The following is a 25501-nucleotide window of genomic DNA, read 5'->3' on the forward strand; positions in this document are numbered from 1 at the left end:
TCCCAAACGCATGCTCAATCCCGTGCATCTGCAGAACCTTAACAAACGCCTCTTCCGTCGTCATCTTCATGTGGGTGTTCTCCAACCAAGAGTGAGTGAAACCGGGCACTGTGCCCGGCGTTTGATATGGTTTTGGCGCAAGGGTGCGACCTGCGTTAGGGCCAAATCGAAAGCCGGATTAGGTCCAGATGGTGCTTAAACGGCCCGAATTGCGTCTGCGATCAGTTTCACACCGGGCGCGATGCGGTCAGTTGGAATTGAGGAGTAGCCAAGGCGGTAGAAATTCCGTGGCCTGTCCGGTCCCGAGAAAAACGACGCACCCGGTTCAATGTGAACACCCTGGTTTTGCAGTCTTAATGCCAGTTGCGTTGTGTCGACATGCTCAGGGGCTGACATCCACATTGAAGAACCGCCAATCACACCCCGTCCAGCCACGGTCAGCCCACTTTCCGCGATGGCTTTGTCCATCGCGTCGCGCCGCTCTTGCAGAGCTTTCGACATACGCCGAATTTGCGCGTCGTAGTGGCCCAACGACAGGAAATACGCCGCCGTGCGCTGAATGTGGCCTGGTGGGTGGCGCAGGACCAATGAGCGAAGCGCACGTGCCTCGCGGATAAAAGGTTCTGAGCCGACCATGTACCCGAGTCGCAACCCTGGAAACAGCGACTTGGAAAAGCTGCCGACGTAAATCACGCGGCCATCCCGATCCATGGATTTCAGTGCCGGCGAAGGCGCACCCCGAAAGGCCATTTCGAACTCATAGTCATCCTCGACAACCATCGCGTCGAGATCGCGTGCTCGATCTAGCAATTGGTTGCGGCGGTCGATCGGCATCGTCGCGGTCGTCGGGCTTTGATGGCTGGGGGTGGTAAAGATGACGTCAGCTTCGTCAGGAATCGTGTCGGGCGGCAATCCGTCCCGATCGACACTCAAGGGTGTGACGGCGCAGTCCCAATGGTTCAGAAGGCTTCGAAGCGCGTAGTAGCAAGGGTCTTCTATGACGGCGGTACGGTTATGGGTCAGCAAAATGCGCGATGCCAGCCAGAGCGCGTTCTGTGCGCCCAGGGTAATCAATATCTCTTCAGGGCGGGCTGCGATGCCACGGCGTGGTAGAGTGTGTCGGGCAATAAATTCGATCAACAACGGATCATCCTGATCCACGTAATCTCCGGTCAGTGAATCGAAATCTTTATGCCCCAACGCGCGGACGGCGCATAACCTCCAGTTGGCGTGGTCAAACAAAGTCCGGTCGGCCTGCCCGTAGATGAACGGGTAACGGTACTCTCGCCAGTCGCTGGGTTTTGGCAGAACGTCACTGTCCAGAAAGCGGCGTGCCAATGCTTTGTCCCAATCAACGGATTCGGTGCCGCGCTGGACAGGCGAATACTTGGGAGGGACCGGTGCGTTATGCGATACGTAATATCCTGATCGCCCCTTGGCCGTCAGATAATCATTGGCCAACAATTCGGTATACGCCAGCGTCACCGTAATTCGGCTGACACCCAGATGTGCGGCCAGTTTGCGTGACGAAGGTAGTTTTTCTCCGACGTGAAAGCGACCGGACAAGATGCCTTCGGCAATCATCTGCTGGATCTGGGCCTGCAACGTGCCCTGACCATTGAGTTCAAGAAAGAATGTATCGACCGAAATCCCCATGCCTGCTTATAGGGTGGACTTAAGGCTGGGGCAATCTGGACTTACGCCGCAGTCACGATATTTTAACAGAGAGGTTGACCGGAGAGTTCCTTAAGGTTAAATAACTAGAAATCTAGTTTATTGGAGATAACTAATGTGGGAAGCTGCTGCTGCCGGATTTTCTGCCATGGGCTCTGAGGCCCGGCTGAAAGTCCTCAAGACCCTGGTCAGGGCCGGTGAAGCCGGATTGACCGTTGGCGAGATACAGGACCGGACGGGGATCGCCCCGTCGACCCTGGCCCATCACCTGCGGTTTCTTGCGGCCGGTGGTGTGGTCGAACAGGAAAGGGTCGGTCGAACCACGATCAACCGGGCCAGTTACGACGAATTGAGAAATCTTGCGCAATTCATTCTCAGCGAGTGTTGCGCCGACGAAGTTGGAAAGGCTGCGAACGATGGCTGAGTTGACACAGAATCCGCGCGAGACTGCCAAAGGGGTATTGGACCTGATCAAGACACCCTGGACGCTGATCGTTGCCATTCTTGCGGCGGTGGCAATCCTGGATCCCGGCAATCTGCGCGAGGTGGTGACATTTGCAGCCAAAGCCTTGGCACATACAGGGCAATACATTCTGTTTGCAGTGCTTCTGCTATCCTACCTCAAGGCGACCGGCGCAGAGGTGATGGTGGCGCGCGCCTTTGCGGGGCGTGAGACCCGGATGATCTTTCTGGCCGCTCTGTTCGGTGGTCTTGCACCATTTTGTTCCTGCGAGGTCATTCCCTTTATCGCCGGCCTCCTGGCCTTAGGTGCTCCGTTGTCCGCGGTCATGGCATTCTGGCTCAGTTCACCCTTGATCGACCCGCCGACGCTTTTGATCACTGCCGGTGCGCTGGGATGGCCCTTTGCCATCGGTAAAGCCGTCGCGGCGGTTGCGCTTGGTTTGTTCGGTGGATTCTCGGTTCGGCTGCTGATGCGCAAAGGCGCGTTTGCCCAGCCCCTGCGAGAATACAAGCCCGCTGGGTGCTGCGGGTGTGGTCCGAAAACGGACGACAAACCGGTCTGGAAATTCTGGCAGGAACCCGCGCGCCGGATCCGGTTCCGTTCGGAATTCGTGCACAACGGTTTGTTCCTGTTGAAATGGCTTGCGCTGGCCTATGTGCTTGAGGCTCTGCTGGTTAACTATGTGCCTGCCGACCTGATTGCCGGCGTGGTCGGCGGAGAAGGCGTGCTGCCGATCATCGTTGCTGCGCTGGTGGGTATGCCGGCCTACCTGAACTCCTACGTGGCGCCGCCCCTGCTGGCGGGGTTGATGGAGCAAGGTATGACAGCAGGTGCTGCCATGTCGTTCATGGTTGCCGGAGCCGTCAGTTCCATTCCGGCGATGGCCGCGGTCTGGTCTTTGGTCAAACCGCGCGTCTTTGCAACCTATCTGATCCTGGGCGTCGGTGGCGCGATCGTGGCAGGCATCATCTTTCAAATGGTATGAACGCAAAAGCCGCCCGGTGTCAGCATCGGGCGGCTTTTATCCCTTCGGTTCCGTCGATCAACTGCCTTCGCAGAGACGTGGCAGTTTGAACCGGTACCGGGCTTCACCGCTTTCGACATAGACGCGTTTTTCGACACAGGCCGTCGTGCCTACGGTCTGCGAAACCTGCGCATCCGTAGAGGTAATCGACGTGGCGGAACCATCCGGCAGGCGAACCGAAGCCACGACGCCATTCTTCAGGTCTCCGTTCACCGGAGTTGCAGACAGTACCGGGACGATCAGGAACGCCTCATGCTCGTGTTCGCCTTCATCTCCCAATAGAAACAATGTCGCAACGATGGCAATCATGACAACACCGGCAGCCAGGCCAAGCCCCCACGTTTTGAGAAAGGCATAGATTGTTACGGCGTGATGCGGGCCAAAAACCGCAGATAGAACATTCAGCATGGCAAGTCCGTAAAAAAAGCCCCAGCCGTTCTGGCCGAGGCTGTTTGCGCGTTACGGGCGAAGATCGTCTTCGTCTTCTTCATCCGCCCCACCTTTGGGCAGGTTGAAGAAGCTGTCTGCGTCGATGATCGGCTCGTCGTCTTTCTCTTTGGACGGTTCGTCGGACAGCGAGAAAGTTTCCAGACCTTCAATTGCGGTCGGGATCTTCGGCGCTGCGTCCATTTCCAGCGACTGCTCGGTCGACACCAGCTTGCGACGTTCGTCGTCGCTCATCACGCCGCCTTCAGCCGCTTTCTTGGCTGCCGCTTTCTGTACGGCGGTGTCCAGCTCGGACTGCTTGCACAGACCCAGAGCAACCGGATCAATCGGCTGCATGTTGGAGATGTTCCAGTGCGTGCGTTCGCGGATCGACTGGATGGTCGGTTTCGTGGTGCCTACCAGCTTGGCAATCTGGCCATCGCTGAGTTCCGGGTGAAACTTGACCAGCCACAGGATCGAGTTCGGACGGTCCTGACGTTTCGACAGTGGCGTGTATCGCGGACCGCGACGCTTTTCTTCGCCAGCGGCTGACGGGTTGAACTTGAGCTTCAACTTGTGAAGCGGGTTGTTCTGTGCCGCTTCGATCTCGTCCTGGGTCAGCTGGTTGTTGGCGATCGGGTCAAAGCCTTTTACGCCGGCGGCGACGTCACCATCAGCGATACCCTGCACTTCCAACTCGTGCATTCCTACGAAATCCGCGATCTGCTTGAAGCTGATCGTGGTGTTGTCCACCAGCCATACGGCGGTTGCCTTGGCCATAAGCGGTTTTGCCATCAGCCCGTCTCCTATACATACATCTGTCCCGTCGCCGGAATTCGGCGGCCCCTTGGTTCTTGGGGCAGGTTTCCGTTGTCGGGGAACTTGGCCCGTATATAGTCGCGCAAAGGCAAGAAGGGAAGAGGCGAATGCGCTGGGTAGTTTTGTGGGTCTTCAGCGCGGTGGCTGCGCTGGCCGAGGGCGAAAAGGCAGGCGAGTTTGACTACTACGTTCTGTCGCTGAGCTGGTCGCCCAACTGGTGCGCCCGCGAAGGAGATGCGCGCGGATCGGATCAATGCGATTCACGCCATGATCACGGTTGGGTTCTGCACGGGCTGTGGCCTCAGTTCCATCAGGGCTGGCCGTCCTACTGCCGTACCCCCGCAAGCCCACCTTCGCGCCGCATGACGCGGGAAATGGAGGATATTCAGGGCAGTTCCGGCCTTGCCTGGCATCAATGGAAGAAACACGGCACATGTTCGGGATTGTCGGCGTCCGACTACTTTGCCCTGTCCCGGCGGGCTTATGAAGCGGTCGAGCGCCCTCAGGTGTTCCGCAAGCTGGATTCATCCGTCAAACTGCCCGCTTCGGTGGTCGAGGAGGCATTCCTGAAAGCCAACCCGGAGTTGGAGCGCGACATGATCACGATCACCTGCAAACAGGGCTATATCGAAGAGGTCCGCGTGTGCCTGTCGCGCGATCTGGATTCCGTGCCCTGCGGTCGGGACGTGATCCGTGATTGCACCGCCAAGGACGCGCTCTTTGATCCGATTCGTTAGAGCTTTTTGTTCTGACAGTCCCGCGCATAGTCCAAAGCCTTGGCGGTCCCTTTGAGGTCAATGGCCATCACCACCTCACCTGCCGGATTGTAGACCGTCATTGTCTTGTTCTGAGCGATGGCGTTCACGAAGCTCCGATCGGTGAAAAACACGGTCGCGCCCGGCACGTCGCGTTCGTTGAACCCGATGGCCGTGGCATCATGGCTTTTGCCGTCAAGATCGAACCGGATCGGGTAACTCTCACCCTGCTTAATGTCGCCCCAAGCCTTGTTGTAGACGGCGAAGTACCCGCGATTGTCCAGTGCGTCATAGCCAAGGCGCACCACCGAGAGATCCTGATACACCGTCTGGATCAGGCACCCGTTGCCAAGTGCGGGGTCCATCATGATGTTCCAGCCTTCGACGTAGCCTTTGTCGATCAGCTCTTGTGAAAGGGCGGCGGTGGCAGAAAATGTAGCAAAAGCAAGCGCAAGAAGACGGGTCATGAGGAGTGCTCCAAAGTATTCGCTGAGTTTATCTATCCTTAGAGCAGTTTAGTGATCATCCAAAGTTGCTTTTTTGAACTATGGCTGTCCCGGTATTGAAAGCGAGGCAAACCTGAATTCGAGCCCAATCCATGAGCTCAGCTCAATATGGTTTCAATGCCGTTAGCAAGGTGAAACACGCACCCTTGTGTTCTCGGTAGCCGTAGCAGAGTGTCCAAATCCAGGCCCAACCAAAGCCCTCTCAGCACCAATGATGTAACGCCATGGGTTACGATGATCGCTGGCTCTACCTGTTCCTTCAGAAAAGAATCTACGCGACCGCAGATGTCATCCAAGTTCTCTCCGCCCGGGCTGCGAAAATACCAATGATAGCTTTCATAGGAACAGTCGATTTGCTCTCGGATGAAATCCCTCGTTGCACCTTCCCATTGTCCAAACGCGATTTCCATAAGCCGATCGTCATGTATCACCTCATGATGAGGTGAGGTTGCCAAACGCGCGGTGTGTTTAGCCCGTTCCTGTGGGCTGGCATAAACACGCGATGGTGCATCCGGGACTTGTTTGAGTATCTCGTTTTGTTTTCGAGCCTGAGACTTGCCATTTTCCGTCAACGGAGAATCCTTGCGCCCTTGGAACTTACCCTGATTGTTCCACTCGGTTTCGCCATGTCTCAGGACAAAAAGTTCTGGATACTTGCTCAAGATGCGTACCTCAATTTAATGCCCGAGGGGTGTTGTTCTTACTGGCGTAAAAATAGGGGTGCGGTTTGACAAAGCTGATTTAGATCTCTTTCCGCGCCCGCAGCGCCGCCGTAATCGTCCCGTCATCCAGATAATCCAGCTCTCCGCCGATCGGCACACCTTGGGCCAAAGAGGTCAGGCGCACCTGACCCTCCAGTTGGTCTGCAATGTAGTGGGCGGTTGTCTGGCCATCGACGGTCGCGTTGAGCGCCAAAATGACCTCGGTAATCCCTTCGGCCGTGACCCGGTCCCTGAGTCGGGGAATGCGCAGTTCGTCCGGGCCGACCCCGTCCAGCGCCGACAGCGTGCCACCCAGAACATGATAGCGGCCTTTGAAAACACCGGCGCGCTCCATCGCCCAGAGGTCGGCGACGTCTTCAACCACGCACAACTCTCCGGTCGCGCGGGCCTCGTTGTCGCAGATATCGCAGATGTCAGTAGTGCCCACGTTACCGCAATTCAGGCATTCCCGGGCGGTGATCGCGACCTGCTGCATGGCATCAGACAGGGGTGTCAGCAGCAGGGCACGTTTGCGGATCAGATGCAGAACGGCGCGGCGGGCCGAGCGTGGGCCGAGGCCCGGCAGCTTGGCCATCAGGTCGATCAGATTGTCTATATCGCTGTTGGAACTCAACCCGGGCGCTCCTGCAAAAGGGCCAGGCCCAGGTGCCCGGCCGATGATCCGTCAGGAGGGTGTATCAGAACGGCAGCTTGATGTCTGCGGGCAGGCCCATGCTTTCGGTCAGTTTTGCCATCTCGGCCTGCGAGCGTTCGGTGGCCTTGGTCTGCGCGTCTTTGATGGCGGCCAGGATCAGATCTTCGACCACTTCCTTGTCGTCACCGTTGAAGATGGACGGATCGATATCCAGACCTTTGAGTTCACCCTTGGCGGTCGCAGTTGCCTTGACCAGGCCAGCACCGGATTCACCGACAACCATCATGTTGTTCAGCTCTTCCTGCATCTCGGTCATCTTGGATTGCAAGTCCTGTGCGGATTTCATCATCTTGGCCATGTCGCCCAGACCGCCAAGCCCGCCGAGTCCTTTCAGCATAGTATTCTCCTGTGTCTCCGTTTGCGCTCTAGATACGGGCAGCGGCCACATCGCACAAGGGTTGTCCCGCCCGTCGTCAAGGTCTTTGGCAAGGCCGCTCAGGGGTATCGGCGCAGCCGATAGACCGTGGCGGGCGCGGGAGGGTTGGTTCTTAGTTTTCTCGAACGCGGTTTGAACCTTCGGCGTCGCTGACAGAGCAGCAAATGGATTTCAGGGTTCCTGGGTGGTATTAGTTCCAGAGACGGCCGCGATGCATCGTGGCGCGTTCGTCCCAGATGAGAACGTCGCCGACTGACCGCTTGTGGGAATAGACTTGTTCGGGCTGCGTGCAGAACGTGATTGCGTTGTCCAGCAGGGTCTGACCTTCATGATGCCCTATCCCTTCGATAGCAAAGGCATGCGAAGCGATGAATACAGGATTTGGCCAGATCGCGCGCCATTGGCAATCCTGCCATCTGGTTATTTTTGACAGTTCGGCCAGATCGGCTGAAATCTTTGATCGGGAATGAGACAACCGGTGCCAGATAATGGCATCCTTCAGTGTATTTTCAGTTGATCCGGCATATCTGCCCGCGCCGCTAGGGTCGATGCGAGCTCGGTCGGGTTACCCGACGGGAGCACGGCCTTGGCCGTCAGAATGTTGATCAGTGCAGGCGTCGGCAGGAACATACTGTCCGTGTGCCGCAACATATCACAACAAATTTGCCTGCAAATCCAGCAAGCGCAGATCGTCCTTTGAGCAAAGGCTGTCTTTTGTTTTCTAGGTCAGTTCGGAAATCTGAAATTCAAAGTCGTGTGCCGCCGCCACGGCTCTTCTATTCTCCAACGGCCAAACAGTTCGGCGATGCGAACATGGTATGTATCCGGGATTGATTGTTTGGGAAACAGCAACGCTGAGTGGGTTTCGAACGCCTGCCGAGTGTCAGGATACAAGGTATCACCTGCAACTTCGCGCAGGTCGATGTCGTGAACAATCAATTCGAAAATTGGATGCAGTGGTGACGCTCGCATGAAATCCCTCGCTCACGTTGTGGAACGGTGTAATCACGGGAAGAGTCGATGAGTATCACTTGTGACACGAGATGACGGGTTGCAAGGTCAGTCTTCCTCGAACGGGTCCCACTCGTCTTCAACTTCGGGAAGAGCTTCGGTCTCGACCTTGGCGGCGCGTTGTTCCGGCGTCTCGATATTGGTGATTCTCGCCTTGGGGAATTGCGCCAGCACAGCCTGAACCAAAAGGTGTTGTTCAGCCTCGGATTTCAGTGCCAGCTCGGCCTCGTCCCGTACTTCCCCAATTGTGGGTGCATCCCCATCCGAGACAATCGAGACCGCCCACCGGTTTCCTGTCCAGCGTTGCAAGGCAGAGCCCAGCCGTGGAGCCAGATCCGCCGGTGCTTGAGCGGCGGGTGTGAATTCGATTCGTCCGGGCTGATAGGACACGAGGCGCACGCCGTTTTCCACCTCAACCAGCAACTTCACGTCGCGATTGGTTCGGATCAGTTCGACCACGTGGTCGAAGGTCGGGTACCGCGCAAGGGCCGTTTGAGCATCCTGCGCCAGAGCTGCAACCGGCGCACCACCGGCACCGCGAGGGGGCGACGCGTAGGCAGGCGGATGGGCCGCGCCAGCTTGCGTTGGAACCGCACCCTGTCTGGCTATGGGCACGCCGCCGTTGGGCCCGCCCTGCGGCGGTGGCGGGTTATCCTGCAATCGCTTGATCAGCTCTTCGGGGCTGGGCAAATCAGCCACATGAGTCAGGCGGATAACGGCCATTTCAGCGGCCATCATCGCGTTGGGGGCAGCGGAGACTTCCTCGAGCGCCTTCAGCAGCATTTGCCACATCCGGGTCAGGACCCGCATCGGCAGAGCCTCGGCCATGAGTTGGCCCCGGGTCCGTTCGTCCGGAGAAACTGTCGGGTCCTGGGCCGCGTCAGGTGTGATCTTTACGACGGACACCCAGTGCGTGATCTCGGCCAGGTCGCGCAGCACCGCCAGCGGGTCCGCGCCTTCGGCGTATTGCCCGCTCAACTCGGTAAGTGCGCCCGCGGCGTCGCCGTGCAGGATCATATCCATAAGGTCCAGAACGCGGCCACGGTCCGCCAGTCCAAGCATTGCACGGACCTGATCGGCGGTCGTCTCGCCAGCCCCGTGCGATATCGCCTGATCCAGCAACGAGGTCGCGTCCCGGGCCGATCCTTCCGCTGCTCGGGTGATCAGTGCCAGCGCGTCTTCGGCAATCTGGGCGCTTTCCGCTTCGGCGATCTTGCTCAGAAGGCCAATCATGTCTTCGGGTTCAATCCGGCGCAGGTCGAAGCGCTGGCATCGGGACAGTACTGTGACAGGCACTTTGCGGATTTCAGTGGTCGCGAAGATGAACTTCACGTGCGCGGGCGGTTCTTCCAGCGTCTTGAGCAGCGCGTTGAAAGCACTGGTCGAGAGCATGTGAACCTCGTCGATGATATAAATCTTGTAACGTGCGCTGGCGGCGCGATAGCGCACGCTGTCGATGATCTCGCGGATATCGTTGACGCCTGTGCGGCTGGCGGCGTCCATCTCCATCACGTCGACATGGCGACCTTCCATGATGGCGACACAGTGTTCGCACTGACCGCAGGGCTCGGTTGTGGGGCCACCGGTTCCGTCCGGACCGATGCAATTCATGCCCTTGGCGATGATCCTCGCGGTCGTGGTTTTGCCGGTGCCGCGAATGCCGGTCATGATGAAGGCCTGCGCGATCCGATCGGCCGCGAACGCGTTTTTCAGGGTGCGCACCATGGCATCCTGACCCACCAGATCGGCAAAGGTTTCCGGGCGGTATTTGCGGGCGAGAACCTGATAGGCGGGGCTGGAGCTGTCTGTCATGTCTTCTCGTTGGGATTCGGTGCTTGGGCACAGCGTAGTGGCCACCGCTGCCCGCGTCCACAGCGTGGTGTCATGATTTTTGATTTAGAAACGAGTCGCTTTCGCACTAAACTGCGTTAGCAAATTTAATGACTCATTGTTGTAAAGAGTTCTTTGGGGAGGACACGTTTCATGTCGCAGCTGGTGATCTACGCCCTGCAAGTCGGAGGCGGAACGCTTGCACTGACCTCGATGCCCGGACGTGGCGGGGATTATTTCAGCGATCTGGATACGATCGCAGCCTGGCAGCCGGGGCTTGTTGTATCGATGACAACGGATGTCGAGATGCTTCAGGATGGCGCGAAGGATTTCGGCAGCGACATTCAAAGCCGCGCCAGCCGATGGGTTCACCTTCCGATCGAAGATTTCGGAGCGCCGACACAGGCGATTCAGGACGCGTGGCCGTCTGTCAGCGCCGCAGCCCGGCACGCGCTGTCAGGTGGAGGTCGCGTTTTGGTGCACTGCCGTGGGGGCTGTGGCAGGTCAGGTATGGTTGTTCTGCGGCTGATGGTCGAATGCGGCGAACGCGCGGACACAGCGCTGGAACGATTGCGGGCGGTACGTCCTTGCGCTGTCGAAACGGATGCGCAACTGGCCTGGGCCTCTCGGCGTGCCCAGGCACGGGTCAGTCTGGAATCAGATTGACATCTGCGCGGGCCCGCAAACGGGTTTTCGAGGCCGGATCGTGGAAACCTGGATCATCGCGCAGGGTGGGTTTTTTACGACGCCGGATGGCATCGCACTGAACGTGTTTCCGAAGATCAAGTCGGCATAGCCGTTCAGGGGCTCAATTGCGGCTTCGGGCTGCGTCCCGCAAAAGATACGAATGCTCTCTGATCGCGCGCGGAAAATTGCATGGCATCCTTCGGCGCAATGCGACAGCTCACTGCTGCCCTCAACCTCCAAATCGTCACTTGTGGCCAAGGTCGCCTGCGTCACGGCTTCGGATATCGAGCGCGCCAGCCGCGCCAAAGCGGGGCAGGTTTTGCCCGTCCGCTGACATACTGTTGCACTGTATTCACGCGTTTTTGTCTTCCAGATCATCCTGCGCCCTCCGCGCGTGGCGGACAGGATATTTGGGACAGGTGGGACAGCGTGATGCCGTCAGGACCTGCCCGGACACCCCGCCCGAGTTTCGGTTTCGTTTCCGATGGCAGGTCTCCTGACTTGCGGGTCATTGCTTTGCCGACCTTCCCGGCCATTGGGCCAGTGGTGTTTTGGCATCGCTTACCGCTTACAGTTGCGGGGGCAGTCGCGGATTTGGTTGTTGCCTGTATGACCAGACATTACCGCACCGTGTTCCCTTTTCATCCCGACCCTTTGTGGAGGCCGGAAACCATCACACAACCGCTAGCGTTTGAGCACGCACCGAGTCAAGCCGATCTTTTGACCGGACGCTTGGTCATGCTGGATACGATGTTGGTTCATGCATAGTGTCGAGGGTGTTGAGGTTCGGAAGCCGGATTTACCAAGCGAAAAGCCAGAGATCATGTTGGATACAGAGCAAACGGTATTGACCGAGGAGTTTCGGTTTCCGTCCGGGCAGAAAACGCTGTCCGCCCGATTGTATAGCCCGGTAACTTCGCCCGAAATCGTCGTCGTGCTGAACAGTGCAACGGGTGTGCCGCGTGATTATTACCGCCATTTCGCACGATGGCTTGCCGCTGAGAAGGGCATGGCCTGCCTGACCTATGACTATAGGGATTATGGGTATTCTTTAACGGGCCGCCTGAAAGATTCGCGTGCGACCATGGCGGATTGGGCCTTGATCGACATGCCCGCGGCACGGGCGGAAATGCGTCGGCGATTCCCGAATGCGAAACACTGGACCATCGGCCATTCCGTCGGCGCGATGTTGGGGCCAGTACAACCGGATATCGATCTGATTGACCGGATGATCTGTGTGTGTTCGGGGCTTGTGACCCTAAGCGACCATCCGTGGCCCTATCGGGGTTTGGCAGGGTTGTTCTGGTACGGCCATGCCCCGCTTTTGGCCCGAGCACTTGGCTACCTTCCCGGAAAGGCGATCGGGTTTGGCTCGGACCTGCCGGCATCGGTCTATTGGCAGTGGCGCAAATGGTGTACAGCGCCGTTAAGCTATGTACCTGAAATCGGGCGTGACTTACCTGCGGCGCACTGGGAGGAAACTGGAGTGCCCGTGGATTTGTTTGCATTCGAGGACGACCAGATGGTGCCGCCGGAAGCGGTTTGGCGGCTTGCGGATCTTTACGGCCCCGATGCCAACCGTCACCTGCTGAGCCCCGCCGATTTCGGGTTGCCTGAGGTTGGTCATATCGGAGCATTTGCCCGGCGCAACGCAGCGGTTTGGCCGCGACTGATCGCTTGACCAGACGCGGCGCAGGACGGGCCGGGCACCGTCCAACGATCACCGGTTGCGAAGTTTCTTTTCCTTCATGACGCCACGGACCATCTTACCGAACGCTTTGTCCCGCGCGCGGGACTGTGCGACTGTTTCAGAGTTGCGCCGATCTTCGCGCCGAAGCTTGCGCCACCGGTCCAGTCTCACCGGATCAAGCGTGCCGTGACTGATCGCCTTTTGCACGGCACATCCGGGCTCGGAGTTGTGCTGGCAATCCGCAAAACGGCAGTCCCGGCTCAACTCGGCAAGGTCCGAGAAAACTTCGTCGATCCCGTCCTGAGCGTCCAGCAGGCGCAACGCGCGCATTCCGGGTGTATCGATCAACCAGCCGCCGTTGCGCATCCGGTGCAGTGCGCGTGCGGTCGTTGTGTGCCGGCCCCGCGCGTCATCCTCGCGAATGCCCGAGGTGGTGAGATCCTGACCGGTCATGGAATTGGCAAGTGTCGTCTTGCCAACGCCCGACGAGCCAACCAGCGCTCCGGTTTGGCTTTTGGAGCACCAGGACAGAACCTTTTCAACTTCTGCAGGGTCCAGCGCGTTGATCGCCAGAACCGTCAAGAACGGGTCCAGTGATTGCACCTGCCCCGAGAAACTATCAGGGTCCTCTGATTTGTCGGCCTTTGTCAGAACAACGACCGGGTAACACCCGGCCTGATGCGCAAGCGCCAGATATCGTTCCAGCCGGGGCAGGTTGAAATCGGCATTGCACGAGCTGACGATGAACAGCACATCGACATTGGCTGCGATCAGTTGCGTCGCGGCACCTGTACCGGCGGCGCGTCGGTGCAGCAGGCTGCGCCGGTCGAGCAAGTGGCGCACGCGTTTGTCGTCGTCGGTGAGAACCCAATCGCCAACGGCATAGCTGCCGGTTGACTGATCGAGGGTCAGCAACGGGACTTCACCATACGGGTTCAGCCCGATCAGGCGGTCCCGATGAACGGAAGTGATGCGAAAAGGTGTGCAGGAAGGATAAGCCGCGTGTTGCGCAGCAAAGTGAGAGGACCATCCCAGGTCCGAAAGTGTAATAAACATTGGTCTGCCTGTCGTCAGAAACAGTACTCCCGACGGATGGCGATCGCTCATCCCCGGGTCATGTGTTCAGGCAGTCAGTTGATACCGTGAGGTCAGAACCGTGCTGCCCGAAGGGTCTTTTCTACAATCATAAAGCCCTCCTGCGGCTAAGGTTCGAAAAGTGAGAGGTTGGACATCGACCCAAGCGGGGCTCGTTGTGGCTGCTTCCTTCCGGACCTGACCAGGTTGGCGAGGCGCTCGCCCGCGCCAACCTCTCGACTCTGGATATAGGGAAGGCTTCGGCAAATGACAACCCGTCAGAGCGTCAGGCGAATGCGTGCAAAACCGTTTTCGTCAGGTTCCAGAATTTTGGGGGCGAACCTCTTCAATTCGCCGACATACTTCAAAGCACCGGGCCCTGTCCGAAGAATGGTCGTCATCCCTGATTTCGGCATCAGAGAGAACGGATAAGGCTGCCGGGCCAACGGGTCGGGTGGCAGGCGGTGCGTCATGTAGTCTCGCAAAATGTCCCGGATATCCAGCGGGGGCAGATTGATGGCCAGGGCCGATGATAGATACGGAAAATGTCCACCACCGCTTGCGCGGTAATTATCGAGAGCAATGACAAACACCTGATCCGGCCGCACGGCTTGGCCCGCGCAAGTCAGATGATGCACCCGCCTGTGACCGGGATGAATCCTTTGCCCCCCGACATCGTATCGCGGCGGTTGCGACGGGTCGATCTGATAGGACAAGCCAAAGATGATATCGAAATTGTACCCCGCCCGATCCCGGTCGAACAGTTCTGCCTCGGCATCGGGGAATTGTTGGTTGAATGCACTGGCTGACATCTCCAACCATTCCAGCAACTGCGTGCCTGTGATCTGGATCGCGCGCAACTCATTGGGGAAGACATGCAGATCCGCAACGTGCCGCAGACAGATTTCACCGGCCGGAACGTCCGTGTAATACCGAGGGCCAGAGCGCCCGCCGCATTTGGCTGGCGACACGGCTGACAACAGTGGCAGCTCTGCAAGCGCGGTGCCGTGTAAAAAGGGGCGCAACGCGGTTGCTTGTGCGGCGGCAACAAGCGTCAGTCCACGATCCGGTGCACAGAAACTGAAATAGCTGTGCAATGTGTCCGAGACGCGCGCAACGAGCGCGGCCATGTCCTGACGGGTCTGCTGATGTGCGGGTTCAACTAGTTGCGCGATTTCCAAGTCTTCGCCAATAGCGGTGCCGCCCACGGAAACCGGGCGCAATTCAGCGTGGCTGTCAACAACACGCAGCCCCGACTGGGCCTGTAGGGTAACGGCTAAATCAATTACTCCAAGATATGCGCCTGCCGAGCCGGGCATGACAACCGGCGTACCATGCACCAGCCCTTTCGCGTAATCCACATTCGGGGTTTGGGCGCTGGTGCGTGCGGGAAGGGTCAGGTGAGTGTGCCCGGCGACAACAGCGTCGATGCCCTCAATCGCGGCCAGGGGGATAACGGCATTCTCGGTGTCGGCCGCTGTGTCCGGGTTTCCAAGCCCGGAATGGGCGAGCGCCACGATCAGATCGCACCCTTTTTCGCGCAAGAAATTCGTCAGGGACCGTGCCGCGACAACAATGTCGTCCGCCACTACGGTTTCGTTCAGATTATGTTCTTCCCAACGTGTTGTTTGCGGTGGAAGAACCGAAAACACGCCAACGCGAATGGGTACGCCCTTGTTTCCTGCCGGTATGATGCGGTCAAGGATCGCAAAACGCTGCCATGATTGTATTTCTCCGGACCGATGAAGATTGCCGCACAGAACCGGGCACGGGGCTTGTGCAAGGGTCTTGTCCAATGATGGCAGCCCGAACCCGAAATCATGGTTGCCAAGACCAATCGCATCATAGTCCAGTGCCTTGAGTGCCTGCATCATCGGATGGCGAGTGTCGTTCCGAACGGCCCATTCGCCCATCGGTGTTCCCTGGAGCGAGTCCCCGTTGTCGAACATCAGCACCAGTGCGTCTGTGGCCTCGTGTCGGGCCTTGCGGATCAGGCTGGCGGTGCGAGTCAACCCAAGTGTTGGGTCTGGTGTGTCCGTGTAATAGTCAAAACCGGTCAGATGCATATGCAGGTCGGAGGTGGCAAGAATACGAATACGCCCACGGTTTTCCGTGGGTTGAACCTGCGTCGATGGGTTTTGCTTCACTTTTGTTGTTCTGCTTTTGAATGTGGTAATGGGCTAAAATCATCGAAACGCAATTTAGATGATTTTTCCGAGGCCGCCATGCGGCTTTTCGGCGGCGCGTCTCTGCGTTTTGCGCTTTGAATTGCCATTGCAACATGGCCTGAGACATGGCAGCCCTTGGCGCAAGACCAGAAGGAAATCCAATGAAAAACGCAGAGCAGGTGACTTTTGGCGGCTCGGGTCTGAATCGGGCAGCGCATCTTCGTGGGGATTCGGAGAAGCTGTCCGAGATGGCGCGCAGCCCTGCCGCGCGATGCATATTGCTGTGGCGAGGCAAACTTCTGGTAGTGGGTGAAGCGCTGGATCAGCTTGCCCTGACGGAGATGACCCACCCGCTGGTCAGAGATGGCCCTGGCGGAGTAATCGAAGCACCGTTTTTTCTTGGCCTGAGCGCAGAGGGCGCACCCTTGTTTGCGGCGGATATCTCGGCTTGGGCGGCAGAGGGGCTGGACCTGACCGGCTTGGGAGAGTTCGTGGACAGTTCCGAACAGCAGCACCCGGATTTGCCGGAAGGGCATGTCTTTGCCGAGCTTCGCCGGATCATGACACGATTGTCGCCCCGTGATGCCGAACTGGCCGCATCGGCCAAGGCGGTTATCGGTTGGCACGAAACACATCGCTTCTGTGCCCGCTGCGGCGCAGCCAGTGATGTGTCACAAGGTGCGTGGCAGCGCAGTTGTCCGTCTTGCGGTGGGCAGCATTTCCCGCGCACGGATCCGGTTGTGATCATGCTGATTACGCATGGGGACAGTGTGCTTATGGGACGATCTCCGGGGTGGCCCGAGGGGATGTTTTCCTTGCTGGCGGGATTTGTCGAACCCGGCGAAACGCTGGAAGCAGCGGTGCGCCGCGAAGTGATGGAAGAGGCAGGCGTACCTGTAGGTGCGGTGTCTTACCTGTCCAGCCAGCCCTGGCCGTTTCCGGCATCCCTGATGTTCGGATGCGCAGGCGAGGCCCTGTCGCGCGACATCGTGATCGATCCGGTCGAGATCGAAGAGGCAATGTGGGTCAGCAAATCCGAAATGATGCAGGCGTTTGCCGGCGAACATCCCCGGTTGTTGCCAGCTCGCAAGGGGGCTATCGCTCATTTTCTGCTTCAGAACTGGCTTGCGGATACGCTGGACTGAGGGAAAACTGGTGAAGCCATAAACAGCAAAGGTCACTATGCAGTTTTCAGCGCGGGAAGATATCGAAGCTCCTATCAATTCGGTGTTCGACATGGTGTCGGATTTCGAGAGGTTCGAGCGTATGGCGATGCGTCGTGGCATCGACGTGCGGCGCCTGGGCGCGGATGCAATGGTGACTGCTGGCGCCGAATGGAAAACGGAATTCAGGTTGCGTGGAAAGCCGCGTCAGATGTCGGTGGTGATGACGGACTATGACAAACCGTCGCAAATGCGGTTTGAAGCTGCCAGCAAGGGAATAACCGGCCTGACGACAGTAGATTTTCTGGCCCTATCCCCGCGCCGGACACGCCTGAGCGTTGAGATGTCCTTGGCCGCAAAATCCTTGCCCGCGCGGTTGCTGTTGCAATCCATGAAGCTTGGACAGTCAAAGTTCCGCAAGCAATTCCAGGTGCGGTTCAGCGAGTTTGCGCGTGAGTTGGAACTGCGCCACCTGCACGGGGCGTGAACGGCGTCCGCTGGGCTGAACGGGGCAAGGCTTGGGGAAGAAACCTAGGATGTCGCACATTATTTTTCTGCATGGCGCATCAAGCAGCGGAAAATCGACGATCGCACAGGCTTTGCAGCAGAAGATAGAGAAGCCGTTCTGGCATATCTCGATCGACCACTTGCGCGATTCTGGAGTTCTGCCGCTGGAGCGCTATCGCCGTGGTGAGTACGATTGGTCCGACGACAGATCAGCTGTCTTTGATGGGTTTCATCAATCGCTGGCTGCTTATGCGGCCTCGGGCAACAATCTGATTTTGGAACATATTCTGGATACGCCGGGGTGGGTCAAAGACTTGCACGACCTCTTCCGCCCGTTTGATGTTCTGTTCGTAGCTGTCCATTGCCCGGTTCCCGAGTTGAACGCGCGCGAACGATTGCGCGGCGACCGTCCGGTGGGAAGCGCCCAACGTGACCAATCCATGATCCACGCTGGCAGAGTTTACGATATCGAGATTGATTCGATGGACGGCATCGGGGCAAACGTGCAGACAATTCTTCAAGCATGGCGCAGTGATCTGCGCCAATCGGAATTCAGCCTGCCTTTCGAGTGACCTGTCAGCCGCGAGGATGGGCCGCAGGGTAGACGCCAAGAACCTCGACGTTGGTCGTGAAGTGTTCCAGCTCGTCCATGGCTAGTTGCACGTTACGGTCTTCGGGATGACCAACGATGTCGGCATAAAACTGCGTTGCAGTGAAGGACCCGTCGACCATATAGCTTTCCAGCTTGGTCATGTTGATCCCGTTCGTGGCAAAGCCGCCCATTGCCTTGTACAGCGCAGCCGGGATGTTGCGGACCTGAAACACGAAGCTGGTGATCATTCCATACTCACCCCGACGGGACAAATCCGCCTCTTGTGACATGACAAGGAAACGGGTCGTGTTGTCGTCATTGTCCTCGATGTGGCGGGCCAGGACGTTCAGGTCGTAGATTTCAGCCGCAAGCTCACTGGCCAGAGCGGCGGAATGCAAATCCCCGATTTCGGCCACTTCGCGCGCGGCGCGGGCATTGTCGGGACTGACTCGGCCGCGAATACCGTGTTCTTTCAGGAAGCCGGAACATTGCGGCAGCAGCACCAGATGCGAATGCGCTTCGGTGATATCTTCCAGTTTTGCACCCGGTACACCAAGAAGGTTGATGTGAACGCGTACAAAGGCCTCATCGATAATGTGCAGACCGCTATGCGGCAGCAGCCGGTGAATGTCGGCAACCCGACCATAGGTCGTGTTTTCGACTGGCAGCATCGCCAGATCGGCCGCGCCCGAGCGAACTGATTCGATCACATCCTCGAATGTGCGGCAGGGCAGGGCCTCCATTTCGGGTCGTGCGTTGCGGCAGGCCTCGTGACTGTAGGCGCCGGGTTCACCCTGAAAAGCAATGCGATTGGTCATTTGGTCGATTCCATGCAACAAGTTCGCGATTTGGTCGTTTCGTCGCGGTGTCTATACCTTGCCTCTCGCAAGTGGAAGCCTTAGACACCTGCCCAGACAGCTGAAATGGACACGCGATCAATGTTCGACACGATGACAGTTACCAAGGCCGCCGCAGGCCTGTTCGGCACTTTCCTGGTGCTGCTTCTGGCCAAATGGGGGGCGGATGTCCTCTATGCTTCCGGTGGCCATGGCTCGGCTGAGGCCGCCTACATTATCGAAACCGAAAGCTCGGGCGAAAGCGCCGACGGCGAAGAAGTGGTCTTTGAAGATCTGCTGGCCGCCGCTGACGTCGAGAAGGGCGCGAAAGTATTCCGCAAGTGTACAGCGTGCCACAAGCTGGAAGACGGCGCGAACGGAACCGGCCCATACCTTTTTGGCGTAGTTGATCGTCCGGTCGCCTCTGCAAAAGGTTTTACCGGTTACTCAGCCAGTATGCAGGCGCATGGCGGCAACTGGACGCCCGAAGCGCTGGATGCCTTCCTGGAACGCCCAAGCGCCTATATCTCGGGCACATCGATGAGCTTTGCCGGCTTGAAAAAGCCGCAGGATCGTGCGGACTTGATTGCCTATCTGCAGACAATCGGCAACTGATTGCCCGTCAGAAAAGAGAAATTCAAAGCCGTTGCCCCGAGCAGCGGCTTTTTTTGTTTGAAGGAAACTTCACAAAGCGCTCACGCATTCTAAACTTGAAACTGTCAGCCTTGGCACTTTAGCTAGCGGTTACGACTTTAAAGATGACAATGACCCAGAGGATGAGCCACATGATATCCGTAATGCCTGCTGCACGTGATCTTAAGGTCAGGCCATTGGCTGGCATACTCGGGCTTTGTGCTGTTCTGCTCTCTTCGCAAGCCGCATTGGCTTTGGATGAGGGGGTTACCCGCAGTCATGGATATTCGTATTTCGGCAATCTGGATTACCCTGCTGACTATCCGCATCTGAAATATGTGAATCCAGATGCGCCCAAAGGTGGTGAGTTGTCCTTGGCGGCTTCAGGGACGTTCGATTCCCTGAACCCCTATTCCCGCAAGGGGCGCGCAGGTGCCTTGACGACGCTGCAATATGATCGCCTGTTCGAAAGCTCTGATGACGGCGTCGGGCAGTATTACGGCGTATTGGCGGAAAGTCTGGAATATGACGAAGGGCGCAATTACGTCATTTTCCATTTGCGACCCGAAGCAACCTTTTGGGATGGCACCCCGGTGACGGCAGAGGACGTTGTCTACAGCCACCGTCTGTTCATTGAGCAGGGCCTGCCCTCGTACGCGCAAGCCGTAGGCCGCATGGTGACAGGGGCCGAAGCGCTGGATGACAACACGGTCAAGTTCTCGTTCAACCCCGAAGTCACCCGCCGCAGTTTGATCGAGACAGTAGGGTCAACCCCAGTATTTTCAAAAGCATGGTTCGAGGCGGATGAGTCCCGACGTCTGGATGAGCCGCGACTGGAAGTGGCGGTCGGCTCAGGCCCCTATAAACTCGACAGCTATGACATCAATCGCCGCATCGTTTACCAGCGACGTGACGACTATTGGGGTAAAGATCTGCCATTCAATGTTGGTCGCAACAATTTCGATACGATCCGCGTCGAGTATTTCGGCGATCAGACAGCGGCGTTCGAAGGCTTCAAAGCTGGAGAATACACGCTGCGGATTGAAAGTGACCCCAAGCTTTGGGCGACTGCGTATGATTTTCCGAAGCTGAACGAAGGTGTGATCGTTAAGGATGAGATTCCGGATGGCAGCCCACCGACACCGTCAGGCTTCGTCTTCAACCTCGGAAAACCGCAGTTTGCCGACAAGAACGTCCGAACGGCCCTTGCCTTGGCCTTCAATTTCGAATGGGCGAATGAATCCTTGCTGTTTGGTCTGAATTCACCGCGCAATTCCTTTACACAAGGCACCCCGCTTGAAGCGCATGGTCTGCCCGAGGGCGATGAACTGGCGTTTCTTCAGGTGCTGGGTGAAGTTGTGCCAGAGGATTTTCTTTCGGAACCTGCTGTGATGGCCCATGAGTCAAACCCCGCGCGCCTGAACGACCGGAGAAATCTGCGCAAAGCCGCGAAACTGCTGGACGAGGCTGGGTGGGCGGTCGGCGATGGCAACGTGCGGCGCAACTCGGAAGGGCAGACGCTCAGGGTGGATTTCCCGTATCCTTCAAACCTGCCGACATCGACGGCCACGATGATTGAAACCTATGTCCAGAACCTGCAAGCCATGGGCGTGGATGCGTCTGCAGAAAAGGTTGACCCGGCGCAATACACGCTGCGCAGTCGCGAGCGGGACTATGACATGGTCTATTCCACACGATACGGGTCGTTTCTTTCGACCGGTGGCGGGTTGAGTCAGATGTATGGGTCAGAAGAGGCCGCATTCAGCCTTTTCAACCCTGCCGGATTGGCCAGCCCTTTGGTTGATGCTATCATCGAAGCATCCTTCGAAACCGACAATCAGGCGGATCAGGATACGGCATTGAAGGCGTTGGATCGCGCCCTCAGGTATGAGTTCTTCGTAATCCCTGTAGGATACATCGCTGACCACTGGGCGGCCTATTACGATATGTATGAATACCCTGAAAACCTGCCACCTTATTCGCTGGGCTATCTGGATCTGTGGTGGATCAATCTGGAAAAAGAGGCTGCACTGAAAGCGAAAGGCGCGCTGCGATAACATGGGCGCCTATATTCTAAGACGCTTGTTGCTGATCATTCCGACCCTTCTGGGCATCATGATCGTCAACTTCACGCTGGTACAATTCGTGCCTGGCGGTCCGGTCGAGCAGATCATTGCGCAGATCGAAGGACAGGGTGATGTTTTCGCCGGATTTGCAGGTGCGGGCGATGCCGGCGCGGGTTCAGAACCGGCGGGCGGTGTTTTCGACGACAAATATGTCGGTGCGAGGGGCCTGCCGCCCGAGTTCATTGCTGAACTTGAAAAGGAATTCGGCTTCGACAAACCGCCTCTTGAACGGTTCCTGATCATGATGGGCAACTATCTGACGCTGGACTTCGGCGAGAGCTATTTCCGCTCGATCAGCGTGATTGAACTTGTACATGAAAAAATGCCGGTCTCAATCTCGCTGGGCCTGTGGTCGACCCTGATTGCTTATCTGGTTTCAATTCCGCTGGGCATTCGCAAAGCGATCAAGGATGGTTCGCGGTTCGATACCTGGACCAGCGGTGCGATCATCGTGGCCTACGCAATTCCAGGCTTCCTGTTTGCCATTCTGCTGCTGGTGCTTTTCGCCGGTGGATCCTATTGGCAGATCTTCCCACTGCGTGGCCTGACCTCGGACAACTGGGACAGCCTGAGTTTCTTCGGTAAGATCGCAGATTACTTCTGGCACATCGCGCTACCGACTATTGCACTGACGATCTCGGCCTTTGCGACGTTGACGCTGCTGACCAAGAACTCGTTCCTGGATGAGATCAAAAAGCAATATGTCATGACCGCCCGCGCCAAAGGTCTGAGCGAGCGCAAGGTGCTGTATGGCCATGTGTTCCGCAACGCGATGCTGATTGTCATCGCAGGATTCCCGGCCGTGTTCATCGGCGTGTTCTTCGGAGGCTCGATCATCATTGAAACGATCTTCTCACTTGATGGTCTGGGTCGTCTTGGGTTTGAGGCTGCCGTGGCGCGGGATTATCCAGTGATCTTCGGCACGCTGTTCATCTTTGGCCTGATGGGCCTGGTCGTCGGCATCATCAGCGACCTGATGTATGTGCTGGTCGACCCGCGCATCGATTTCGAAAAGCGGGAGGGGTAAATGGCATTGTCCCCCCTGAACCAACGCCGCTGGAGCAATTTCTGCCGCAACAGGCGCGCTTTCTGGTCATTGATCGTTTTCTCAGTGCTGTTCGGCCTGTCGCTGTTTGCCGAGTTCATCGCCAACGACAAACCGATTCTGGTGAAATACCGGGGTGAGTTCTATACGCCGGTATTTAACTTCTACGCGGAAACCGATTTTGGCGGAGACTTCCAGACAGAGGCGATCTATCGCGACCCCGAGGTTCAGTGTCTGATAGACAGCGGCGGCCTTGAAGAATGTTTTGACGATCCTGAAGGCATTATCGAACAGATCGACGCCGGTACGTTCCAGGCGGAAGGATTCGAACGTGGCTGGTCGCTTTGGCCGTTGATCCCTTATTCCTACAACACATCGGTCGATCGCCCCGGGGCTGCGCCATTGCCACCCAACAGCCAGAACCTCCTGGGGACAGATGACACCAAACGCGACGTTCTTGCCCGCGTGATCTACGGTTTCCGCCTGTCGATCCTGTTCACGCTGATCGTGACGGGCGCCGCCAGTCTGATCGGTATTTTTGCCGGTGCCATACAGGGCTTCTTCGGCGGTTGGCTTGATCTGATCTTTCAGCGGATCATCGAGATCTGGTCAGCGACACCGTCGCTTTATGTCATCATCATCATGTTTGCGGTGTTGGGGCGAAGTTTCTGGCTGCTGGTCGCGTTGATGATCCTGTTCAGTTGGACCGGACTGGTTGGCGTGGTACGTGCCGAATTCCTGCGGGCGCGGAACCTTGAATATGTGCGCGCTGCGCGGGCGCTGGGCGTGGGCAACATGACCATTATGTTCCGCCACATGCTGCCGAACGCGATGGTGGCCACGCTGACCTTTATGCCCTTCATCGTCACGGGCACCATAGGTGGTCTGGCTTCGCTGGATTATCTGGGTTTTGGCCTTCCCTCTTCGGCCCCTTCGCTGGGAGAGCTTACCTTGCAGGCGAAACAGAACCTGCAGGCCCCATGGCTGGCCTTCACGACCTTTTTCACCTTTGCCATCATGCTGTCCCTGCTGGTCTTCATTTTTGAAGGCGTGCGGGATGCGTTCGATCCCAGAAAGACCTTCTCATGAGCCTGCTGGATGTAAACAACCTGAAGGTCTCTTTCCGGCAGGACGGTCAGATCAGTGCTGCGGTTCGGGGCGTGTCGTTCCATGTCGATCGCGGGGAAACCGTGGCGCTTGTGGGCGAATCCGGGTCGGGTAAATCCGTCACTGCGCTCAGCACGGTATCGTTACTGGGCGACAGCGCGATCGTTGAAGGATCCGTCACCTATGACGGGCAGGAGATGATCGGCGCCTCGGAGCAACGCCTGATGGATGTGCGGGGCAATGACATCAGCTTTATTTTCCAGGAGCCGATGACATCGCTGAACCCGTTGCACACGATCCAGAAGCAGATGGCGGAATCGCTGGCCCTGCATCAGGGGGTCACGGGCGATGTCGCGCGCGAACGGATTCTCGAGCTGTTGAACAAGGTCGGTATCCGCGACCCCGAAGACAGGCTGGACAGCTATCCGCACCAGTTGTCGGGTGGACAGCGGCAGCGGGTGATGATCGCCATGGCACTGGCGAACAAGCCGGACATCCTGATCGCCGATGAGCCGACGACGGCGTTGGATGTAACCATTCAGGCACAGATCCTCGAGTTGCTGGCCGATCTGCAGAAATCCGAAAACATGGGGATGCTGTTCATCACCCATGATCTGGGCATTGTGCGCCGGATCGCTGATCGGGTCTGCGTGATGAAGGATGGCGAGATTGTCGAAACCGGAGTGACGCGGGAGATTTTCGACAACCCGCAGCATCCCTATACCCGCAAACTTCTGGCGGCCGAACCGTCGGGTCAGCCTGACGCCGTTGCAAGAGATGCGGAAGAAGTCGCGCGTACCGATCATTTGAAAGTCTGGTTCCCGATCCAGCGCGGGTTTCTGAAACGGACGGTTGGCTATGTGAAGGCGGTGAATGACGCCTCGCTGAGTGTACGCGCGGGTGAGACTTTGGGGATTGTGGGCGAAAGCGGGTCTGGCAAGACCACGCTGGCGCTGGCGCTCATGAGGTTGATCGCGTCCGAAGGCGGCATCACCTTCCGCGATCAGGATGTGCGAAAATGGTCCACGCGAGAGCTGCGCCGGCTGCGCAAGGATATGCAGATCGTGTTTCAGGACCCGTTCGGCAGCCTCAGCCCACGTATGACCTGCCAGCAGATCATCGCGGAAGGTCTGGCCATTCACAACGTTGATCCTCATCGCGCGCCGCGCGAACTGGTCGCTGAGGTGATGACCGAGGTGGGCCTGGATCCTGAGGCCATGGATCGGTATCCGCACGAGTTTTCGGGCGGGCAGCGTCAGCGCATCGCGATTGCGCGGGCGATGGTTCTGCGACCGAAGCTGCTGGTACTGGATGAACCGACCAGCGCGCTGGACATGACGGTTCAGGTTCAGATCGTCGATCTGCTGCGCGATCTGCAAAAGAAATACGGGCTGGCTTATCTGTTCATCAGCCATGACCTGAAAGTTGTACGGGCGATGTCGCACAAGGTGATCGTCATGCGAAATGGGGATGTGGTTGAAATGGGCACGGCAGAGGATTTGTTCGAAAATGCCCAGACTGACTATACCCGCGAACTGATAGCGGCGGCGGGCTGAAACCAGCCCGCCAAATT

At 57.7% G+C, this 25501-nt stretch carries 26 protein-coding genes, 1 other RNA gene and 1 riboswitch; of the genes, 13 read left to right on the forward strand and 14 right to left on the reverse strand.

The window, feature by feature from the left end:
• Positions 1–195: 195 nt before the first annotated feature.
• A complete protein-coding gene (pdxR, locus tag AC2FJB_RS19605) occupies positions 196–1656 on the reverse strand; it encodes a MocR-like pyridoxine biosynthesis transcription factor PdxR (RefSeq protein ID WP_496676604.1) in 1461 nt (486 codons plus the stop codon).
• A gap of 133 nt (positions 1657–1789) precedes the next feature.
• Here pdxR and AC2FJB_RS19610 point away from each other — a divergent pair, with 133 nt between their 5' ends.
• The gene (locus tag AC2FJB_RS19610; protein WP_117872131.1) at positions 1790–2098 is read left to right on the forward strand and encodes an ArsR/SmtB family transcription factor; all 309 of its coding nucleotides are present in this window, start codon (positions 1790–1792) and stop codon (positions 2096–2098) included.
• Positions 2091–3122 carry a permease gene (locus tag AC2FJB_RS19615; RefSeq protein WP_496685533.1) on the forward strand — a complete coding sequence of 344 codons (1032 nt, stop codon included), beginning with the start codon at positions 2091–2093 and terminating at the stop codon, positions 3120–3122. Before AC2FJB_RS19610 ends, AC2FJB_RS19615 begins: the two co-directional genes overlap by 8 nt.
• A 57-nt stretch (positions 3123–3179) precedes the next feature.
• Here AC2FJB_RS19615 and AC2FJB_RS19620 read toward each other — a convergent pair whose 3' ends face one another.
• Positions 3180–3569, reverse strand: a complete 390-nt coding sequence (locus AC2FJB_RS19620; protein ID WP_496685536.1) for a hypothetical protein — start codon at positions 3567–3569, stop codon at positions 3180–3182.
• Between the two features lie 51 nt (positions 3570–3620).
• Positions 3621–4382 (reverse strand): DUF1013 domain-containing protein, encoded by a 762-nt coding sequence (locus AC2FJB_RS19625; protein WP_117872134.1) that lies wholly within the window; start codon positions 4380–4382, stop codon positions 3621–3623.
• Between the two features lie 131 nt (positions 4383–4513).
• On the opposite strand from AC2FJB_RS19625, the gene AC2FJB_RS19630 reads away from it, so the two are divergent.
• Positions 4514–5143, forward strand: coding sequence for a ribonuclease T2 family protein (locus AC2FJB_RS19630; RefSeq protein ID WP_299901691.1), 630 nt, complete (start codon positions 4514–4516; stop codon positions 5141–5143).
• Here AC2FJB_RS19630 and AC2FJB_RS19635 read toward each other — a convergent pair.
• The 6 genes from AC2FJB_RS19635 to AC2FJB_RS19660 all read right to left on the reverse strand — a co-directional run bounded on the left by AC2FJB_RS19635 (position 5140) and on the right by AC2FJB_RS19660 (position 10282).
• Positions 5140–5628 carry a hypothetical protein gene (locus AC2FJB_RS19635; RefSeq protein WP_117872136.1) on the reverse strand — a complete coding sequence of 163 codons (489 nt, stop codon included), beginning with the start codon at positions 5626–5628 and terminating at the stop codon, positions 5140–5142. The genes AC2FJB_RS19630 and AC2FJB_RS19635 overlap by 4 nt on opposite strands.
• A gap of 137 nt (positions 5629–5765) precedes the next feature.
• Positions 5766–6329 carry a histidine phosphatase family protein gene (locus AC2FJB_RS19640; protein WP_496720295.1) on the reverse strand — a complete coding sequence of 188 codons (564 nt, stop codon included), beginning with the start codon at positions 6327–6329 and terminating at the stop codon, positions 5766–5768.
• A gap of 79 nt (positions 6330–6408) precedes the next feature.
• Complete coding sequence (gene recR / locus AC2FJB_RS19645) at positions 6409–7002, reverse strand: recombination mediator RecR (protein ID WP_496720297.1); 594 nt, start codon at positions 7000–7002, stop codon at positions 6409–6411.
• A gap of 64 nt (positions 7003–7066) precedes the next feature.
• Positions 7067–7420 (reverse strand): YbaB/EbfC family nucleoid-associated protein, encoded by a 354-nt coding sequence (locus AC2FJB_RS19650; RefSeq protein ID WP_496720299.1) that lies wholly within the window; start codon positions 7418–7420, stop codon positions 7067–7069.
• A gap of 229 nt (positions 7421–7649) precedes the next feature.
• Positions 7650–7934 (reverse strand): TauD/TfdA family dioxygenase, encoded by a 285-nt coding sequence (locus tag AC2FJB_RS19655; RefSeq protein WP_496720301.1) that lies wholly within the window; start codon positions 7932–7934, stop codon positions 7650–7652.
• Positions 7935–8518: 584 nt separating this feature from the next.
• The gene (locus AC2FJB_RS19660; RefSeq protein WP_496720305.1) at positions 8519–10282 is read right to left on the reverse strand and encodes a DNA polymerase III subunit gamma/tau; all 1764 of its coding nucleotides are present in this window, start codon (positions 10280–10282) and stop codon (positions 8519–8521) included.
• Between the two features lie 171 nt (positions 10283–10453).
• Here AC2FJB_RS19660 and AC2FJB_RS19665 point away from each other — a divergent pair, with 171 nt between their 5' ends.
• A complete protein-coding gene (locus AC2FJB_RS19665) occupies positions 10454–10966 on the forward strand; it encodes a protein-tyrosine phosphatase family protein (RefSeq protein WP_117872146.1) in 513 nt (170 codons plus the stop codon).
• Here the strand turns inward: AC2FJB_RS19665 and AC2FJB_RS19670 are convergent.
• On the reverse strand, positions 10958–11365 hold the full coding sequence (locus AC2FJB_RS19670; protein ID WP_496720307.1) for a hypothetical protein: 408 nt from the start codon (positions 11363–11365) through the stop codon (positions 10958–10960). The two genes, AC2FJB_RS19665 and AC2FJB_RS19670, sit on opposite strands and share 9 nt — an antisense overlap.
• 91 nt (positions 11366–11456) lie before the next feature.
• Positions 11457–11677: riboswitch (cobalamin riboswitch) on the reverse strand.
• Between the two features lie 70 nt (positions 11678–11747).
• Between AC2FJB_RS19670 and AC2FJB_RS19675 the strand changes: the two genes are divergently transcribed.
• Positions 11748–12668 (forward strand): alpha/beta hydrolase family protein, encoded by a 921-nt coding sequence (locus AC2FJB_RS19675; RefSeq protein ID WP_496720309.1) that lies wholly within the window; start codon positions 11748–11750, stop codon positions 12666–12668.
• Positions 12669–12707: 39 nt separating this feature from the next.
• Here the strand turns inward: AC2FJB_RS19675 and rsgA are convergent, their stop codons facing one another.
• From rsgA to AC2FJB_RS19690, 3 genes are all read right to left on the reverse strand, one after another.
• A complete protein-coding gene (rsgA, locus tag AC2FJB_RS19680) occupies positions 12708–13733 on the reverse strand; it encodes a ribosome small subunit-dependent GTPase A (protein WP_496720311.1) in 1026 nt (341 codons plus the stop codon).
• A 158-nt stretch (positions 13734–13891) separates the two neighbouring features.
• An RNA gene (gene ffs, locus AC2FJB_RS19685) (signal recognition particle sRNA small type) lies at positions 13892–13990 on the reverse strand.
• A 39-nt stretch (positions 13991–14029) separates the two neighbouring features.
• The gene (locus AC2FJB_RS19690) at positions 14030–15898 is read right to left on the reverse strand and encodes a bifunctional 2',3'-cyclic-nucleotide 2'-phosphodiesterase/3'-nucleotidase (protein ID WP_496720313.1); all 1869 of its coding nucleotides are present in this window, start codon (positions 15896–15898) and stop codon (positions 14030–14032) included.
• 182 nt (positions 15899–16080) lie between these two features.
• On the opposite strand from AC2FJB_RS19690, the gene nudC reads away from it, so the two are divergent.
• The 3 genes from nudC to AC2FJB_RS19705 are packed head-to-tail and all read left to right on the forward strand — an operon-like array spanning position 16081 to position 18161.
• Complete coding sequence (nudC, locus tag AC2FJB_RS19695) at positions 16081–17064, forward strand: NAD(+) diphosphatase (RefSeq protein WP_496720315.1); 984 nt, start codon at positions 16081–16083, stop codon at positions 17062–17064.
• Positions 17065–17101: 37 nt separating this feature from the next.
• Complete coding sequence (locus AC2FJB_RS19700) at positions 17102–17569, forward strand: SRPBCC family protein (protein ID WP_117872154.1); 468 nt, start codon at positions 17102–17104, stop codon at positions 17567–17569.
• Between the two features lie 49 nt (positions 17570–17618).
• On the forward strand, positions 17619–18161 hold the full coding sequence (locus AC2FJB_RS19705; protein ID WP_496720318.1) for a chloramphenicol phosphotransferase CPT family protein: 543 nt from the start codon (positions 17619–17621) through the stop codon (positions 18159–18161).
• Between the two features lie 4 nt (positions 18162–18165).
• On the opposite strand, the gene AC2FJB_RS19710 is transcribed toward AC2FJB_RS19705, so the two are convergent.
• A complete protein-coding gene (locus AC2FJB_RS19710; RefSeq protein WP_117872158.1) occupies positions 18166–18999 on the reverse strand; it encodes a prephenate dehydratase in 834 nt (277 codons plus the stop codon).
• Between the two features lie 120 nt (positions 19000–19119).
• Here AC2FJB_RS19710 and AC2FJB_RS19715 point away from each other — a divergent pair, with 120 nt between their 5' ends.
• From AC2FJB_RS19715 to AC2FJB_RS19735, 5 genes are all read left to right on the forward strand, one after another.
• Positions 19120–19632: a c-type cytochrome gene (locus AC2FJB_RS19715; RefSeq protein WP_496720349.1), complete on the forward strand. Its 513-nt coding sequence runs from the start codon at positions 19120–19122 to the stop codon at positions 19630–19632.
• Between the two features lie 170 nt (positions 19633–19802).
• The gene (locus tag AC2FJB_RS19720; RefSeq protein ID WP_496720320.1) at positions 19803–21707 is read left to right on the forward strand and encodes an extracellular solute-binding protein; all 1905 of its coding nucleotides are present in this window, start codon (positions 19803–19805) and stop codon (positions 21705–21707) included.
• 1 nt (position 21708) lies between these two features.
• Positions 21709–22803 carry a microcin C ABC transporter permease YejB gene (locus AC2FJB_RS19725; protein WP_496720322.1) on the forward strand — a complete coding sequence of 365 codons (1095 nt, stop codon included), beginning with the start codon at positions 21709–21711 and terminating at the stop codon, positions 22801–22803.
• Positions 22804–23910 (forward strand): ABC transporter permease, encoded by a 1107-nt coding sequence (locus tag AC2FJB_RS19730; RefSeq protein WP_117872164.1) that lies wholly within the window; start codon positions 22804–22806, stop codon positions 23908–23910.
• On the forward strand, positions 23907–25484 hold the full coding sequence (locus AC2FJB_RS19735) for an ABC transporter ATP-binding protein (RefSeq protein ID WP_117872166.1): 1578 nt from the start codon (positions 23907–23909) through the stop codon (positions 25482–25484). The genes AC2FJB_RS19730 and AC2FJB_RS19735 overlap by 4 nt, the downstream gene beginning before the upstream one ends.
• The last annotated feature ends 17 nt before the right edge of the window (positions 25485–25501 follow it).

Source organism: Ruegeria sp. CDSC085 (assembly GCF_059610465.1).